The sequence below is a fragment of the Paenibacillus sp. 2TAB19 genome (assembly GCF_052115185.1).
GTDB lineage: Bacteria > Bacillota > Bacilli > Paenibacillales > Paenibacillaceae > Pristimantibacillus.
The window spans coordinates 13,389-29,354 of record NZ_JBFRGE010000042.1 but is presented as its reverse complement, the minus strand read 5'-3'; the positions used below and the strand labels follow the sequence as shown (position 1 = coordinate 29,354).

The 15,966-nt window shown below is 51.1% G+C and carries 15 protein-coding genes; 11 read left to right on the top strand and 4 right to left on the bottom strand.

Annotated elements, in window-relative coordinates:
* The first annotated feature begins 54 nt into the window (after window positions 1-54).
* A complete protein-coding gene (locus tag AB4Z33_RS18755; protein WP_442051373.1) occupies window positions 55-1,023 on the top strand; it encodes a Gfo/Idh/MocA family protein in 969 nt (322 codons plus the stop codon).
* A 66-nt stretch (window positions 1,024-1,089) separates the two neighbouring features.
* Here the strand turns inward: AB4Z33_RS18755 and AB4Z33_RS18750 are convergent, their stop codons facing one another.
* The gene (locus AB4Z33_RS18750; RefSeq protein WP_442051372.1) at window positions 1,090-2,307 is read right to left on the bottom strand and encodes a CorA family divalent cation transporter; all 1,218 of its coding nucleotides are present in this window, start codon (window positions 2,305-2,307) and stop codon (window positions 1,090-1,092) included.
* Window positions 2,308-2,550: 243 nt separating this feature from the next.
* Between AB4Z33_RS18750 and AB4Z33_RS18745 the strand changes: the two genes are divergently transcribed.
* A complete protein-coding gene (locus AB4Z33_RS18745; RefSeq protein WP_442051371.1) occupies window positions 2,551-3,123 on the top strand; it encodes a hypothetical protein in 573 nt (190 codons plus the stop codon).
* A 78-nt stretch (window positions 3,124-3,201) separates the two neighbouring features.
* On the opposite strand, the gene AB4Z33_RS18740 is transcribed toward AB4Z33_RS18745, so the two are convergent.
* Both AB4Z33_RS18740 and AB4Z33_RS18735 read right to left on the bottom strand, forming a co-directional pair.
* On the bottom strand, window positions 3,202-4,431 hold the full coding sequence (locus AB4Z33_RS18740) for an NAD(P)/FAD-dependent oxidoreductase (protein WP_442051370.1): 1,230 nt from the start codon (window positions 4,429-4,431) through the stop codon (window positions 3,202-3,204).
* 92 nt (window positions 4,432-4,523) lie between these two features.
* Window positions 4,524-5,399, bottom strand: coding sequence for an AraC family ligand binding domain-containing protein (locus AB4Z33_RS18735; protein WP_442051369.1), 876 nt, complete (start codon window positions 5,397-5,399; stop codon window positions 4,524-4,526).
* A gap of 250 nt (window positions 5,400-5,649) precedes the next feature.
* Between AB4Z33_RS18735 and AB4Z33_RS18730 the strand changes: the two genes are divergently transcribed.
* The 4 genes from AB4Z33_RS18730 to AB4Z33_RS18715 all read left to right on the top strand — a co-directional run bounded on the left by AB4Z33_RS18730 (window position 5,650) and on the right by AB4Z33_RS18715 (window position 10,192).
* Window positions 5,650-6,822, top strand: a complete 1,173-nt coding sequence (locus AB4Z33_RS18730) for a galactokinase (RefSeq protein WP_442051368.1) — start codon at window positions 5,650-5,652, stop codon at window positions 6,820-6,822.
* A 57-nt stretch (window positions 6,823-6,879) separates the two neighbouring features.
* The gene (gene galE / locus AB4Z33_RS18725) at window positions 6,880-7,869 is read left to right on the top strand and encodes a UDP-glucose 4-epimerase GalE (RefSeq protein ID WP_442051367.1); all 990 of its coding nucleotides are present in this window, start codon (window positions 6,880-6,882) and stop codon (window positions 7,867-7,869) included.
* Window positions 7,870-7,934: 65 nt separating this feature from the next.
* Entirely contained in the window at window positions 7,935-9,533 is a 1,599-nt protein-coding gene (locus tag AB4Z33_RS18720) for a UDP-glucose--hexose-1-phosphate uridylyltransferase (protein ID WP_442051366.1), read from the top strand.
* A 203-nt stretch (window positions 9,534-9,736) separates the two neighbouring features.
* Complete coding sequence (locus tag AB4Z33_RS18715; protein ID WP_442051365.1) at window positions 9,737-10,192, top strand: hypothetical protein; 456 nt, start codon at window positions 9,737-9,739, stop codon at window positions 10,190-10,192.
* A gap of 138 nt (window positions 10,193-10,330) precedes the next feature.
* On the opposite strand, the gene AB4Z33_RS18710 is transcribed toward AB4Z33_RS18715, so the two are convergent.
* The gene (locus tag AB4Z33_RS18710) at window positions 10,331-10,558 is read right to left on the bottom strand and encodes a DUF1128 domain-containing protein (RefSeq protein WP_442051396.1); all 228 of its coding nucleotides are present in this window, start codon (window positions 10,556-10,558) and stop codon (window positions 10,331-10,333) included.
* A 176-nt stretch (window positions 10,559-10,734) separates the two neighbouring features.
* Between AB4Z33_RS18710 and yyaC the strand changes: the two genes are divergently transcribed.
* The 5 genes from yyaC (at window position 10,735) to AB4Z33_RS18685 (ending at window position 15,849) form a co-directional block, all read left to right on the top strand.
* Window positions 10,735-11,289 (top strand): spore protease YyaC, encoded by a 555-nt coding sequence (gene yyaC / locus AB4Z33_RS18705; protein WP_442051364.1) that lies wholly within the window; start codon window positions 10,735-10,737, stop codon window positions 11,287-11,289.
* Between the two features lie 29 nt (window positions 11,290-11,318).
* Window positions 11,319-12,182, top strand: coding sequence for an alpha/beta fold hydrolase (locus tag AB4Z33_RS18700; RefSeq protein ID WP_442051363.1), 864 nt, complete (start codon window positions 11,319-11,321; stop codon window positions 12,180-12,182).
* Between the two features lie 13 nt (window positions 12,183-12,195).
* Entirely contained in the window at window positions 12,196-12,852 is a 657-nt protein-coding gene (locus AB4Z33_RS18695) for a DUF6483 family protein (RefSeq protein WP_442051362.1), read from the top strand.
* A gap of 30 nt (window positions 12,853-12,882) precedes the next feature.
* On the top strand, window positions 12,883-14,061 hold the full coding sequence (locus AB4Z33_RS18690; protein ID WP_442051361.1) for a class I SAM-dependent methyltransferase: 1,179 nt from the start codon (window positions 12,883-12,885) through the stop codon (window positions 14,059-14,061).
* A gap of 111 nt (window positions 14,062-14,172) precedes the next feature.
* Window positions 14,173-15,849, top strand: a complete 1,677-nt coding sequence (locus AB4Z33_RS18685) for a diguanylate cyclase (protein WP_442051395.1) — start codon at window positions 14,173-14,175, stop codon at window positions 15,847-15,849.
* Window positions 15,850-15,966 lie beyond the last annotated feature (117 nt).

Sequence of the window (15,966 nt, the reverse complement as noted above, 5' to 3'; positions counted from 1 at the left end):
AGGAAAGAAGCCGTTTACGCTTGGCCATATCAATAGGCGAGAGGAGCCATATCGATGACATTGAACATTGGAATCGTCGGCACGGGCTGGTTCGGCCGTATGCATGCCGAGAAGCTGGCGAAGCTTGAGGGCGTTAAGGTTGCCGCATTCACGGCCACTTCACAGGAGAAAGCGGATCAGGAGGCGGCCAAATACGAGGACGCTAGAGGTTATAGCTCTATTCATACGATGTTGGATGACCGGAAGCTGGATGCCGTATACATATGCGTGCCGCCATTCGCGCACGGTGAGATTGAAAGGGCGTTAGTGGAACGCGGCATTCCGTTCCTGGTAGAGAAGCCGCTTGCTGCAGACGAACAGACACCTGCCGAATTGCTTAAGGAAATCGAGAGCAAGAAGCTGATTACATCTGTCGGCTATCACTTCCGCTATATGGATGGAACGAGCCGTGCGCAAGAACTGTTACGCGAGCGGACCGTCGGTATGGCGCTTGGCTATTGGATGGGTTCAATGCCAGGTGTAAGCTGGTGGCGTAAGATGGAGGGCTCGGGCGGCCAATTCGTGGAGCAAACCACGCATATCGTTGACTTGCTGCGTTATACGCTTGGCGAAGTAAGCGAAGTGTATGCCGCATATGGCTCGCGCATAATGGCTGATGTGGAGCAAGGCGTTACTGTACCGGATGTAGGCACAGTGACCTTGAAGCTTGTGAATGGGGCTGTGGCAACGATCAGCAACACTTGCGCAATTCCGGCGGGAGACCGGGCAGGTCTTCATATTTATACGAATAAAGGCGTACTAGAGCTTAGCCATGGGGGACTGCTCGATGTCGAGTCTGGACGCAAAACGGAATACGCGAATCGAACGAATCCTTACGAGCTTGAGAATGAAGCTTTTCTCCACGCGGTAAGGACGGGCGATGTATCGCGCATTCGTTCGACCTATGAGGATGCATGGCTGACGCACCGCGTTACGATAGCGGCGAATCAGTCGGCGCTGACGGGCTTGCCCGTGAAGCTGTAATAAACGATTGAATGAAGAAGAGTCCGGTTAGCTGCGAACTGCAGCGTCGGACTCTTCTTGTTATCATTAAGGGCGTTTCTTGCGGGAACGGCTGAGCGGCGGTTGTGAAGCCTGATCGGAAGACAAGGCAGCCAGTTCCTGAACGGTCGAACGGGGAGATGGGCTGCTAGACTTCATCCGATGCCGATTAGAGCGGCTAAGTCGACTCGGCGGCTCTTGTCCTGTAATGGTCTGAGGCTTGCGGCCGTGAAGCAAATCGCCGGTCCAACCTTTCTTCCATAACCAGACGTAGATAATCGCCGTGATTACGACGATTATCGTGACCATCAAGGCGAAGCCCCAAGAATCATCCTTCCATGGCAGCTTGATGAAGTTGCTTCCCCAGAGCGAGCCAGCAATCGTAGCGGGCAGGAACAGGACGGTGAAGATCGTCAGCGTCTTCATGATGTCGTTGCCGCGGAAGTTGGAGATCGCATCGTCCATCGAGATGAGCGTATCGATCTCAAGCGCATAATGCTTGAGCAGCAGTTCGATCCGATCAAGCTTATGCGTAATCCGCTTAAAGCTCTCCGTTTCCATCAGATCGTTCATGAATGCTTCCTTGGCAGCCCCGTGCAGCTCGCGGATAGGAATGAATAGATGGCTCCAATGGAGCAGATCGTATCTCCGTTCGAAAATAATATCGATCAGGCCCGTACGGTTCTCGTTGCGCATCGACGATTCGAGCTCGCCAAGCCTTGCTTCGAAGCCGTCAAGCCCTTCATGGAACGGTTCCAGGATGACGCTCATCATTGCAAACAGTGCTTCCGGGGCCGTATCGCATTCTCCGAGCTTCTTCGTCAGTGCATCTGTCTGCAGCCGCAGCGGCAAACGTATATCGTCATGAATGGTAATGAGCCGTCTGCTTGTCAGCCAAAAGTGGAACGGCTGCACATCGTCGGAATGCTCGGATATTTGAAACATAAGCGTGCCATAAATGACCGGACCTTGCTCATGCGTATCCTCTACGATAATTTGGTTCGTCCGCCGCTCCTCGCAGACGTCCATCCAATTGGCGCATTCCGGGAACAGCTTCTTCGTTTGCTCTATATGTTGTTCGGCTTCCGATTGCTCTGTTGCAGATTCGGCAAGCTCTATCGCGCTCTTATCCAATAAGGCTGTGGCCGTTTGTTTGGCGGAATCCTTGCGGCTCGGCAGAGGCTCCTTCTGTAGTGGACGATGCCCTGCTTGCTGAAGGACATGCCACTCCCAGCCTGAGGGGTAGCGAAGCATCCGATGTATCATCGTTTGGCCTCCTGCTTGTCCGTTTTTTTCCATACTCATTCCTTCATCATAACCTGAACCGCAAGTATGCACAACCTGCCTCGGACAATATGCGAGCAATAGTCAAAATATCCATTCATATGCCAAAATACGACTCAATCCCGCCTAAGAGGGGCATAACAAAGATAGCTAAAGCGGCAATGATTCAGGTACATAGGCAGAATCCTTGCTCTATTCTTGCGAATTAGGAGGTTATGGAACGATATGGCTAGAAAAATCGGCGTATTCGAAAGCCAGCAGCAAGTTATTGAAGCAATAGAACAGCTGGAGCAGGCAGGGTTCGTTACTGGAGAATTGAAGGTACTTGCGAAGGATGCGGAGCATTCAAGACGCATTGAGGCGGAGAGCGATGTGCATGCGGATGAGATGCGGGAGCTGGAGGACACAGACGGCAATCGATTCGGGCATGGACTCGGGATTGGAAGCTTGGCAATGGGGGAGGCGGCAGGCTTTGGCGGCGCTGGGACGGTTGCCGCATATGGTGCAAGCACCTGGGGAACGGGAACGGCGCTCGGAGGATTTCCGGCTGCGCTTGCCGCGTTCACGTTATTCGATACAGATGAGCATTCGAGTTCTCTTCACGCGCTTGGTCTCGATGACGAAGAGACCAAAATATGCTCGCAGGCGATAAGCGAGGGCTCTCTCGTACTGATCGTCGAAACGGATGAGAGCAAGTCGATGCTGGATAAGGACGGCGGTCCGGACCTGTCGCGTCTCGGCGCTGCGGAAGCCGTATTCCGCGGCTGCGGCGCATCATTGATTGTGGCCGGTGCTTAATGAAAAAAACCGCTTGATTGGCCGAGTTCGGAACGGGGCTAATCAAGCGGTTTTTTTTCGAATAGAGAATATAGCGAATTACACACGACTCAGCGACTCGCGGTCTAGAGCTACGACCTTCGACAGGTCATTGGGGATGCCTTTGATTTGATCGCGCAGCAGGTGGGAGGCTATCATGCTGTAGATCGAGCCGTTGCCTCCATATCCGAGGCAGTAGTACACATTTGGCCAAGCCGGATCTTCGCCAATAAACGGCAGATTGTCGCGCGACTCGCCGAAGGTGGCATTCCATTCATATTCGACAGGCGCTTCAAGCATTGGGAATAGAGACCGCATCTGCTCATAAAGCTTCTCGCTATGCTTTTGTTGTTTTTGCGCATCGTGCAGCGGCTGCTCAATCTCTTCGTCAAGCCCCCCGACAATGACTCGGTTATGATTATCTGTACGCATATACAGATAGGGACGAGCGGTCTCCCATATAAAGAAATGTTGATGCCAATCAGCAAGGTTTTGCTGAACACCTGTTACGATTGCGAAGGAGCGGTTCAAGCTTGCTTTGATCAGCTTGCCTCGGAGCTCTTCCGGTTCGTAACCAATCGCATAGATAACATGCTTGGCTTCGACTTCGTAACCGTCTGCTGAGCGAAGCAAGTGAGCGCCGTTCTCCAGCGTGCGATGGTCTACAATATCGGTATGCTCGTACGCCTGCAAGCCCGCGTCTACAGCATGTCGCGCCAAGGTGCTGACGAATCGGTACGGATTGATTGCCGCATCTCCGTGGGTGACAATGGCCCCTGACTTGCGGAAAGGAAAATGCTTCGCAATCTTGTCGCCATCCCAGAACTCAACATCGAAGCCATTGTGATGAAGAGCTTCGTATTCCTTTTTCAACTTTGGCAGATCCTGTTCGCTTGAAGCGTAGTACAAGCTGCTTCTTCGCTTGAATCCTACGTCGACGGCAAGCTGATTGGCAGTTGAATCAATCTGATCAACAGCTTCCTTGCAGGCTCTGTAGAAAGCAACCGCGTCCTTGTGCCCAATCTGATCGATAAGATCACATAACATGACGTCATTGCAAAATTGCAGCATRCCCGTATTCGCGGAAGTACTCCCGCCGGCAATCTCACCGCGTTCGAGCAAGGCGACGGATAAGCCGCTTTGGACAAGCACATGGCTGCAGATCGAACCCGACATGCCGCCTCCGATAACGGCGACTTCGACTGTTATATTCTTGTTAAGCGCTGGCTGCTCCAATGAGTCTCCCATTGTTCCAGGCCAATACAAATGTCCTGTATACAGCTCCTTCATAGATCATCACTCCCGCTCGTAGTATGCCCGAATAATGGGTATTATGATCGACATTAAGTTGGATGAAATAACGCTTGCGCATATGTCTTGACTTAGGATTGGCGCATACTTCTCATGGAATCGCGGTAGGCGGTTGGCGATTGACCGTATAGCTTGCGAAATTGCTTGGAAAAATACAAAGCATCCTGAAGGCCGACGGAAGCTGATATTTGCTCAACGGTGAGTTCAGGCCGCTCACGAAGCATATGCCGCGCTTTGTCGATGCGCAGCTTGAGCAGGAAGGTGACCGGTGATACACCTGTCCGCTGCTTGAAGAAGCGGGACAAGTATGCGCGGTTATACCCAAGCGACTCCGCCATTTGCTCGATCGATACAGGGTGCGTGTATTGCGACGACAAGTAATGGATCATTTGCTGCAGCAGCAAGTCCCCTTGGCCGTGAGCGGTACGAACCGAGTCGTCGCCGCCGGCAGCATGCAACGCCTTCATATATTCCGCCAGCAACAGATGCAGATGCCCTGTTGCTGACAACTGTGCATCAGCTCCGCCGACCTTGAACGTCTGGTAGATGCGTCGGAATAGGAGGGCTGCCCGCTTCCACTTCGCCATGCCGATCACTTGCTGATCTGCTTGGAATCCCGCCGCCGCAACGAGCTCGGCAGCATGCTCACCGCTGAAGGCGACCCAGCGATAACGCCATGGATTGGCACTGTCCGATTCATAGCTGATGAGCTGCTTCGGCTCAATGAGAAACGTGTCTCCCGCGGCAAGAGAATGTCTCTTCCCTTCCAATTGGAAGACGCCTTCTCCCTCCAGCACAATATGCATGAGATAGAAGTCATACACCTTCGGACCAAGCCGGTGGGACGGCTTCGTCTGGCTCTCGCCTGCGAATAATACATTCAGCCGCGCATGCTCGCCCTGCGCGTGTACCGGGTTGGACGCAACCACATACATTTCTTGCTGCATCTGACTTTACACCTGCTTTACCCATTTAGTTGAAATCCGTAACATATAACGCGTTAAGATCATGATAGCATGTCTGGACAAAGGTGCGAAAGTCACATAAATCCATATAAAGAGCACTTCGAGCCATTTTGTTTTCGGGGCAGTTATTTTATACTAAGTTCAGAAACAAACGGTTGACCCGTCCAAACGGCGGCCACGCCGACCCAGCATTAGCTGAACTACATTCGAGGAAAAAGGATCGTGATAGCAAATGGCAAATCTCCAAGCGCTGACACAACAATTTATACAGCAATACGGCGAAGGCAGTAATGAAATCGCAGTATTCCACGCACCGGGCCGCGTCAATCTTATTGGTGAGCATACGGACTACAATGGCGGCTATGTATTTCCGGCAGCATTAACTTTCGGAACGACGCTAATTATCCGCAAGCGCGATGATAACAAGCTCGGTCTGGCAACGACGAACTTCCCGGCATCGAAGCAGTTCTCCATCGATTCGATCGCATACGATGACGCGGACGACTGGATGAACTACCCGAAAGGCATTGTCTATATGCTTCAGCAGAGCGGCGTAACGTTCAAGAACGGCTATGACTTGCTCTACCATGGCGAGATTCCGAACGGCGCAGGCTTGTCCTCCTCGGCTTCCATCGAGGTCGTAACGGCATTCGCCCTGCAAACGTTGGAAGGGCTCGAGATCGACAAGGTGAAGATCGCTCTTCTGTCACAGAAGTCGGAGAACGAATTCAACGGCGTCAATAGCGGCATAATGGACCAGTTCGCCGTCGCCAACGGCAAAGCGGACCATGCCATTTTGCTTATGTGCGATACGTTGGAATACGAGCTCATCCCGTTCCAACCGGGCGGTTATCAGCTCGTGATCGGCAATACGAACAAACGCCGCGGTCTTGTTGATTCCAAATACAATGAGCGCCGCAGCGAGTGCGATCAAGCTGTTGAAGAGTTGAAGACGGCTTATCCGGAGCTGACATTGCTCGGACAGCTCAGCCTTGAGCAGTTCAATTCGGCCAAACATTTAATTAAGAGCGACATCGTACGCAATAGAGCGCAGCATGTCGTGGAAGAAATCGACCGCGTGCTGCAATCGATCACGGCGCTTCGCGCCAACGATCTGAAGCAATTCGGACAACTGATGAACGGTTCGCATGATTCGCTTCGCGATCTGTACGAAGTGACGGGACATGAGCTTGACTCGATGGTAGCGGCGGCACGCCAAGTGCCTGGCGTTCTCGGATCGCGTATGACGGGAGCGGGCTTCGGCGGATGTACGGTATCGCTCGTTCATGAAGACAGCATCGAAGCGTTCAAAGAAGAAGTGGGAAGCAAATATACGGAGGCTACCGGTCTGAAAGCCGACTTCTATGTATGCTCCATCGGCAACGGCGTAGAGCGCTTGGTGTAATGCTATATAGGGTGCGGGCAATAACAATTAACGAGCTATAGAGAGGGGAAATGAACAATGGCAGTATTAGTAACGGGAGGAGCCGGATATATCGGTTCCCACGCAGTAGCGGCATTGCAGGAGCGCGGCGAAGAAATCGTCGTCGTGGACAATCTGCAGCAAGGGCATAGGCAAGCTCTGCTTGGCGGCAAGCTATATGAAGGCGATCTTCGCGACGCGGCATTCCTTGACCGCGTGTTCCAAGAGAACGAGATCGATGCGGTCATCCACTTCGCAGCGAACTCGCTGGTCGGCGAAAGCATGAAGGACCCAGGCAAGTACTATCACAATAACGTATTCGGTACGTTGTGCCTGCTTGAGAAGATGAATGAATACAATGTCCGCAAAATCGTATTCTCGTCAACTGCGGCTACTTACGGCGAGCCTGAGAGCGTGCCGATCGACGAGTTCGATCGTACGCTGCCGACGAACGCATACGGCGAAACGAAGCTTGCGATGGAAAAAATGATGAAGTGGTTCGATGTGGCCCACAACATCAAGTTCGTATCGCTGCGATACTTCAACGCAGCAGGCGCTCATGAGAGCGGCAAGATCGGCGAGGATCACAGCCCGGAGACGCATCTGATTCCTATCGTGCTTCAAGCAGCGCTTGGACAGCGTCCGCATATTTCGGTATTCGGCGAAGACTACGCTACGGAAGACGGCACTTGTATCCGCGACTACATCCATGTCAGCGACTTGGCTGATGCGCATGTGCTTGCCGTAGACCGCCTTCGCAGCGGAGCGGACAGCGCCGTCTACAACCTAGGCAACGGCCAAGGCTTCTCGGTTAAGCAAGTAATTGACATCGCGCGTGCCGTAACGGGCAAAGAGATTCCAGCAGTTATGGAAGCTCGCCGCGCAGGCGATCCTGCCGTGCTCGTCGCTTCGTCGGATCGCGCTCGCAAGGAGCTTGGCTGGAATCCGAAGCGCAATAAGCTCGAAGATATTATTCAAAGCGCTTGGAACTGGCATTCGGCTAATCCTAAGGGCTATAACGACAAGTAATACGTCAGCTATCGCCGTCTCCTGACGGCGATAGCTGTTTCAGATAGAGAAGGGAGCAATATTGTATGACAACCGAACTGCAAGCGCAGGCACCAGCTGTGAGTGCCGAAGAGGCGCTGCTGCTTATAGAACGTCTGCTTCAATTCGCGAAGCAGCGGGGCATGATTGAATCGCTTGATGTGCATGCTGGCCGCAACGCCCTGCTGGATCTATTCCAATTCACCGAGCCAATGGAGGGAGAGGTCCCTTCCGAGCAATTGGAGAGCGCCGTGGAGCTGCTCGAGCCGCTGCTTGATTACGGCTATGCCATTGGGCTAATTCCAGACAACACGACGACGTTCCGTGATTTGCTTGACGCGAGAATTATGGGTCTTATCATGCCGCGCGCTTCCGAGGCCGCTGCCGCATTCCAGCGTCTGACTGCAGCGGAAGGCATTAAGGCGGCAACAGACGCCTTCTACCGTCTGAGCATTGATTCGAACTACATTCGAATGGACCGCATTCGCAAGAACAACTACTGGCTTCACCCAACCGAGTACGGAAAGCTGGAAATTACGATCAATCTGTCGAAGCCGGAGAAGGATCCGAAAGAAATTGCGCTGCTTAAGACGCTTCCGCAGTCGAAATATCCGAAGAGCCTGCTCAGCATCGCCAATGTAGGTTATGCCGGCCGTGCCGATCATCCGGCACGTCAAAACTTGCGGGTCGTGCCGCTCTCGCTTCAAGGAGAGGAATGGTTCTTCCAGTATTCGCCTTATGTGTATTACAACGAGCATAGCATCGTGTTCAAGGGCAAAGATGAGCCGATGGTCATTACGCATACCTCATTCGCGAGACTGCTTGATTTCGCCCAACAGTTCCCGCATTATTTCGTTGGCTCGAACGCCGATCTGCCGATCGTTGGCGGCTCGATTCTTAGCCATGACCATTACCAGGCTGGGCGCCACGTGTTCCCTATGGAGGTTGCTCCCGTTGACAGCAGCTTCACCGATCCGAAACATCCGGGTGTAAGCTATAGCATCGTGAGCTGGCCAATGTCGGTCGTTCGTCTGTCTGGAGCCGACAAGACTGAGGTGCACGGCGCAGCTTGCCGCATGCTCGATGAGTGGCGGGGCTATAGCGACGAGGCAGCCGATGTTCGGGCCTTTACGGAGCAGGATGGCGGTACTCGCATTCCGCACAATACCATCACGCCAATCGCCCGTCTGAGAGACAACGGCGAATATGAGCTTGATCTTGTCCTTCGCAACAACCGTACGAGCGAAGAGCATCCGGACGGCATCTTCCATCCGCATAAGCATCTGCATCACATCAAGAAGGAAAATATCGGCCTTATCGAGGTGATGGGTCTTGCGGTTCTTCCGGGACGATTGAAGGAGGAGCTGGAGCAGATCGCAGCCTATTTGACGGGCGAGAGCGACGCTGGCGACGCGGGGCTGGACGAAGCAGCGCACCCTCTGAACAAGCATGCAGCATGGCTGAGAGAGCTTGTAGCGCGGTTCGGAACGGCTTGCACGGCTGAACAGGCGCAAGTAATCGTGGAAGCAGAGACCGGCGATAAGTTTCTTGAGGTGCTGAAGGATGCCGGCGTCTTCAAACGGTCTGCCGATGGCGCTGCCGCTTTCGAACGATTCCTTTCTTCTATGGGCTTGCAAAAGGCTTAAACAATATTTGAAGAAGCATGCCAATCTGGTTGCTTCTTCTTTTTCGTTTTGCAAAAACTGACCTTTAATATACAGTTGTCTGTTTAATAATAAATTATTAATTTGTAAACTGCAAAAATTTATGGTATTTTTTATATGAAAAACATTGCTTATTGCATAATTCACTTTGTTAACGTTACTTACAATTTATCAGGAGGATCGATATGACCGAGAAGATGATTCCGTTAGATGAGTTTTTGGAGCTGAGCACAGACGAGCAAGTAGAGAAGTTGAAACGCTGGAAGATGGATTACACGCTGAAGGACATTCGAGAGGCTTGGAATTTCAAGCATTCCGCTCAATATTATATGCTGTTGAAGAAGCTGCGCATTTACGAACGCGTAGTGAACAAATCCGATAAATTCTATCCTGTCCAGGAGCAATTATTGAACCAAAGCGGTGCAAATGGGGAACGCGGCTGGAGAGGCCAACCGTCTTATATGCAGGAGACAAGACTGCCTGCCGACAGTTTCGACTATCACTTGAATACGACGCTTAGCGGGCCGCAGCTTGCGGATAAGCTGGAGCGAATTGCTCATTTCCTCAAGGGARAGCTTAAGGACGTTACGATTAAGCTGTCTATTGTAGCTGCTGAAACGACGGCAGATGAGCAAGAATAGGAAGCGACCACAAAGAACCGAGACAGTCATGTCATAACTGCGCTCGGTTCTTTTGTCGTTTTCTGTGATATATTGTCTGTTAATGGTATAAAATGTAAGTTTAAAAATGGAGACGTAATAATAGATTGAGAATTAATGCTATTTGCCCCGCAGTTTACCTAGCTCAGACACGAGCGCTTCCACTTCGCTGATGCTGAACTTTTCTTTCGATGCGACAACATCATATAGATCTTTAATATCCTCATACTGCTCAACTTTAAAAGAAGAAGCCTGCATCGCGGCTGCGGAAGCCATCTTGAGCTTGGCTTTGATGGTCTCGATCATGAACTCGATGTTTTCTTCGGTTGGGGATTCTAGATTGTTCATCATAATGCCTCCTTCAATTGCTGTGCCGCTCGAATAGCGACACATGTCTTATATAGGTGTTTCCGACATTGTATCATTTTTTGAGACTGGATGCTCATCAATTGAAGCGAAGCCCGAAATTGGATACAATCAATGCAATACCTGAATAGAGGAACGATAGAGTGCGAGGCATTAATATGACAATTGAATTTGACCATAACGAACTTCTTGAATTTTTTCAAAGCATTACGAAGCATCAGCCTGATCGGAATCGCATCGTATTCATCTGTATCGGTACCGATCGATCGACGGGTGATGCATTCGGTCCGCTCGTTGGGACGCTGCTTCAAGAGCGCGGTTGGCCGCGCGTCATTGGCACGCTGGCAGAGCCTTGCGACGCGCATTCCGTTTTACAGGCACAGGCATCTATAGAAGAAGGCGATACGGTAATTGCCGTTGATGCCTGTCTCGGACATCCGAAATCGATTGGAAGCTTCATCGCAGCCGCACGAGCGCTGCAGCCGGGCAAAGCGATAGGCAGACAATTGCCCTCGGTAGGACATTATAGTATTGCGGGCGTCGTGAACATGAATGGCCCGAAAGCGTATTGGAAGCTTCAGACAACGTCGCTGCACCTCGTTATGCAGATGGCGGGCAAGGTAGCCGTAGCGGCAGAGCAGGCCTGGAGTCAACCGGGGGCTAAGGCGATAAGCGAAGATGATGAAACGATCAAGCTGTCTATTCCATTCTAGAAACAAACGTATAGAGGAGCGTGTCTACGATGAGCAACGGAGAAGAACAACAGTTGATTTCGATAGCAAATGCTAAGGTTGAGCTGATTAATGGTATTGAGCTTGCTTATTATGACTCTTCATTGTCGTCTGCTGTTGATGTTGACAAGAGCGGTAATGTAATCGTCCTGCTTCACGGATATTGCGGCAGCTCTGCCTATTGGGAACGCGTTGTTGACGCTTTGTCGCGTACGGCGCGCGTTATTGCGCCTGATGCAAGAGGACATGGCTTAAGCGCAGCGTCAGACGATGAAGTGTATGCGATGGAGATGTATGCAGGCGATGTGGCGGGACTGCTGGAGAAGCTGGGTATCGACAAAGCATGTCTGCTCGGTCATTCGCTTGGCGGTTATATAACACTTGCTTTCGCAGAGAAATATGAGGAGCGTTTAAGCGGATTTGGCCTTATCCATTCAACAGCCAAAGAAGACAGTGAGGCGGCTAAGCTTAATCGCGACAAAGCTGCGGCGTCGCTTCAGCAAGACGGAGTTAAGCCATTCGTGGATGGACTCATTCCGAAGCTATTCGCTCCGGAGCATGCTGCGGCTAGACAAGCGGATCTCGAGCGCGGCAAGCAGATCGGTTATGCAACCTCGCTTCAAGGCGCGATCGGCACGGCTAGAGGCATGAAGCAGCGTCCGGACCGTACAAAGGTTGTGAAAACATCATCCTTGCCGGTGCTGCTTGTTGCGGGAGCCGCGGATGGGGTCATTCCCGCGGAGAGCACGTTCTCGGCCGCTGGTGCGTACGCTGTTCAGCATCTATTGGAGGCATCCGGTCATATGGGAATGGTGGAGCAGCCGGAAGAGCTGGCTGCTGTCATCAGCAAGTTCGCGGATACGTTGAAGAAGTAGGGAGTGAGAGTCATTGTTCCAACGGGATTATTTCATGCGGATGATTGAGCAGATGACAGAAGCTGTCGGCCAGATCCTACAGTTAAGACGAGAGAGGAAGCAGGAGGAAGCGCTGCTCGTGCTTGATGAGCTGCTCGATAAGCGATTTCGTCTCAGCAGCAAGCTCATTCGATCGTTATCCGATGAGGATTTGGTTCGCATGATGACAACGAACGGTTTGCTTGAGGCTGACCATTTGGGTGCGATTGCAATACTTGTGCGGCAGGAGGCAGAGCTTCATGCTGAACTTGGACGAGAGGACGAGAGCTTCGTGCTGTCGATCAAGGCGCTTCATCTATTTCTAAGGCTATCGTTAGCGGATACGGAGACAGTCATTGTGAATCCGAACGAACAGATCGCCGAGCTGCTGGAGGAGCTTCTGCCCTACGAGCTTCCGGTGCATACGAAGAAGCTGCTGTCTACTTGGCATGAAGCGGAAGGGCGTTATGATCAGGTGGAGAATATGATGCATGAGCTGTTAGATGACAGGGTTCTCTCGGCAGCGGACGCGACAGACATTTATCGCCGCCTGCTGCTGCAGGACGATGAACGGCTTGTTGCCGGGGGATTGCCAAGAGCGGAGATTGAGCAAGGTCTTCGCGAGCTGAATGACCAATATAAGCTGGGCTGAATAGTGAAATAGTAGGAGTGGATCGACAGCATGACAGAGCAATGGCAGCAACATATATATGATTGGATCGGCAAGGACGAGCTGATGCAGGCTACGCTGAGCGGTTTGCGCCGCAAGGATGGAAATGCAGCACCAAAGACCGTCATTCGCAAGGTGCAGCTGAAKAGCGGCATGCATTACCAATTTGAATCCCATTTCGCGAGCAAAGTGCTTCATGAGAATGTTGCGGAGGGTCAAGCTGCGGAACGTATAACAGGATTGCTAGAAGAGCAGTACAAACAAGCGCTTATTAAGACGCCTTCCGCCGATATTCAAATGCTTTTCAACAAGAAAGGCAAGGCGACGATACTGTCGAATGCTCCGACTGGAGCGGTGAAGCAAGCTAATCTAGATCATAACCGACAGAAGCAGCGCATTATCGAGGAAGGCAACGCTGCACCGTTCCTCGTTGAGCTGGGCATTATGACTCCTGACGGCAAGGTGCATGCGAAGAAACAGGACAAGTACCGTCAGATCAATCGATTCCTCGAGATGGTGACGGATGTGCTCGATTATTTGCCTAAGGATCGCGAGCTGACGATCGTTGATTTTGGCTGCGGCAAGTCGTATTTGACGTTCGCCTTATACCATCTGCTTGCAACCCAGCAGAAGCGGAGCATTCGAGTTGTCGGACTTGATCTCAAAGCGGACGTTATCGCATTCTGCAATGAGCTTGCCGCTAAGCTTGGTTATGACAAGCTGCGCTTCCTCGTTGGCGATATTGCAGAGTACGAAGAACTGCAGTCAGCCGATATGGTCGTTACGCTGCATGCGTGCGACACTGCTACGGATATGGCGCTTGCGAAGGCCGTGAACTGGGATGCTTCTGTCATTATGTCAGTACCCTGCTGCCAGCATGAGCTGTTCCGGCAGATCGACAACGATGTGCTTTCGCCGATTTTGTCGCAAGGCTTGCTGAAGGAGCGATTTGCTGCGCTTGCCACTGATGCTGCAAGAGGAACGCTGCTCGAAGCGCTTGGCTACAAGGTTTCGATGCTGGAGTTCGTTGACCCGGAGCATACACCCAAAAATTTGTTGATCCGTGCCGTGCGAGGAGAAAAGCTCACCTTCTCGGATAAGAAATGGGAGCAGTATGAACAGTTCAAGAGTTTCTTGCATGTATCGCCAACTTTGGAGAGAGCGCTGTCTGGCCGCTTGCCTGGACGATAAGCCAACTGCAAGCGTTGCACACTCAAATTAGTAGATTGTCGTTCCCAATTAGATTTGATACAATGGAAGAAGATGGCTATTACGATGGATGGGTGAACCGAATTGGGATGGATGTTCTGGATAGACCCGGCAATGTTTCTCATTTTGTTCTGCTTATTTTTTTATGTTTTTTCTTCCAATTCCATTACTGTGCTGCATCGCATTTATTTATTGCTCCATATCATCTTTATGATATGGCCGATTTGTCAATTTGTAGCGCAGACTGCCAGTAACTCTGGATATCAGCTGTTGTATTTATCGGGCTCCTATGTTGGTCTCTCTTTGCTTGGCGTCGGATGGTTCGTATTAACGGTGTTTTCTACAGGCCAATCGTACGTCGTTAGGAAGAGCCGTATATTCATGATGGCTATACCTGCCCTTGTTTCGGTTGCGGCAATCGTAATCAACCCAAGCGGCATGTTTCTTTCCATTAACGATACAATTGAATCCGAGAAGCAGCTTCAGCATGGTCCGCTTTATTGGGTCATGATTGGACAGCTTCTCGTTTATGTGGCTGTTTCATTCGCTATTATGATCTATAAGCTTCGGACTTCTGATTCCAAGAGGTACCGGACGTTAGTTAGAACCGTGTTGATCGGACTGATGACACAGCTGCTGTTTTCACTGGCCGACCTATTCGTTAATGTTATGTTCATAGACCACCTGGATCACTATGTGCCTCTAATATCGGTCGGTATGGCGCTTACTGCTATTTATTTGGTTCACGCGATTGGACGAAACAAAGTGTTGGATATTATCCAAATCGCCCAGCGCGACGTAATCAATACGATGTCAACGGGCATTATCGTCCTTGACGAATTCGAGACGATTATTGAAGTGAATAAGGTCATTAAGCCAATCATCAGACTGCGCATAGGTGATAAGCTGGACACCGCAATGATTGCTGCCACGTTCAAGGAAGAAGCGGCGAAAGAGTTCGAAGTGTTCTTCAATGAAGTTCGCAATCGCCCAATGGATCGCGTGGAATTCGAGTTGGAGCTGGAGCATGATCGTTTCCGTCACATCATCATTCAGTCGGCTCCGATTTTGGACCAAAGGAGAGCGGCGATCGGCCGAGTGCTTACGTTCCAGGACGTAACGGAGCTAAGGCTTCTAGTGGAAGAGTCGAATCGGCATAACGCACAGCTGCATGATCGCAACAGGGACTTAATGCTTATGCAGGACGAGCTGTCTCAGGCGAATAAGAAGCTGGAGCAAATGGCGATCACGGATGGCTTGACCGGCTGCTACAATCGCCGTTACTTGCTACTGCAATTGGAGCAAGAGGTGCTGATGAACTTGAAGTTCGGCATTTCATTCTCCATTTTCTTGTTCGATTTGGACTACTTTAAATTAATTAATGATAAATACGGTCATCTCGTCGGCGACGAGGTGTTATGCAGCACGGTCAATGCCGTGAAAGGCGCTCTGCGAAAGACCGATATACTTGCGCGATACGGCGGGGAGGAATTCACCGTATACTTGCCGCATACGAATCGCGAGCAGGCAGATCTTATTGCGGAGCTAGTGAAAGAAGCCGTTGAGAGTAACAGAGTACATATTGGAACAGGAGAGCAGTCTATCTCCGTTACGATTAGTATGGGCGTTGTGACGATTGAGCACTTCGAACCATCCGTCATTGAAGATCCGAAAGCTTACTTAAGGGAAATATTAGCTCAAACCGATTCCGCTTTATATGAAGCTAAGTACAACGGCAGGAATAGAATCGTCAAGCGCAAGCTGGCTTAATCATGTGGTCCGAAGGCAGAGCCTTCGGACTATTGGTCTTTCTTCTTGTCGTAGTCAATCTGACCGATTTCTGATAAAATAAAAATCTACTAAGAGCTTTATAACTGTTGAAAGCGG

What these genes read in the sequence shown, in the direction of transcription:
- AB4Z33_RS18710 (WP_442051396.1), bottom strand. Translation starts at nt 10,558, where the DNA reads ATGAACAATCTAGAATCCCCAACCGAAGAAAACATCGAGTTCATGATC.
- yyaC (WP_442051364.1), top strand. Translation starts at nt 10,735, where the DNA reads ATGACAATTGAATTTGACCATAACGAACTTCTTGAATTTTTTCAAAGC.
- AB4Z33_RS18685 (WP_442051395.1), top strand. Translation starts at nt 14,173, where the DNA reads ATGTTCTGGATAGACCCGGCAATGTTTCTCATTTTGTTCTGCTTATTT.
- AB4Z33_RS18735 (WP_442051369.1), bottom strand. Translation starts at nt 5,399, where the DNA reads ATGCAGCAAGAAATGTATGTGGTTGCGTCCAACCCGGTACACGCGCAG.
- AB4Z33_RS18720 (WP_442051366.1), top strand. Translation starts at nt 7,935, where the DNA reads ATGACAACCGAACTGCAAGCGCAGGCACCAGCTGTGAGTGCCGAAGAG.
- AB4Z33_RS18745 (WP_442051371.1), top strand. Translation starts at nt 2,551, where the DNA reads ATGGCTAGAAAAATCGGCGTATTCGAAAGCCAGCAGCAAGTTATTGAA.
- galE (WP_442051367.1), top strand. Translation starts at nt 6,880, where the DNA reads ATGGCAGTATTAGTAACGGGAGGAGCCGGATATATCGGTTCCCACGCA.
- AB4Z33_RS18755 (WP_442051373.1), top strand. Translation starts at nt 55, where the DNA reads ATGACATTGAACATTGGAATCGTCGGCACGGGCTGGTTCGGCCGTATG.
- AB4Z33_RS18700 (WP_442051363.1), top strand. Translation starts at nt 11,319, where the DNA reads ATGAGCAACGGAGAAGAACAACAGTTGATTTCGATAGCAAATGCTAAG.
- AB4Z33_RS18750 (WP_442051372.1), bottom strand. Translation starts at nt 2,307, where the DNA reads ATGATACATCGGATGCTTCGCTACCCCTCAGGCTGGGAGTGGCATGTC.
- AB4Z33_RS18730 (WP_442051368.1), top strand. Translation starts at nt 5,650, where the DNA reads ATGGCAAATCTCCAAGCGCTGACACAACAATTTATACAGCAATACGGC.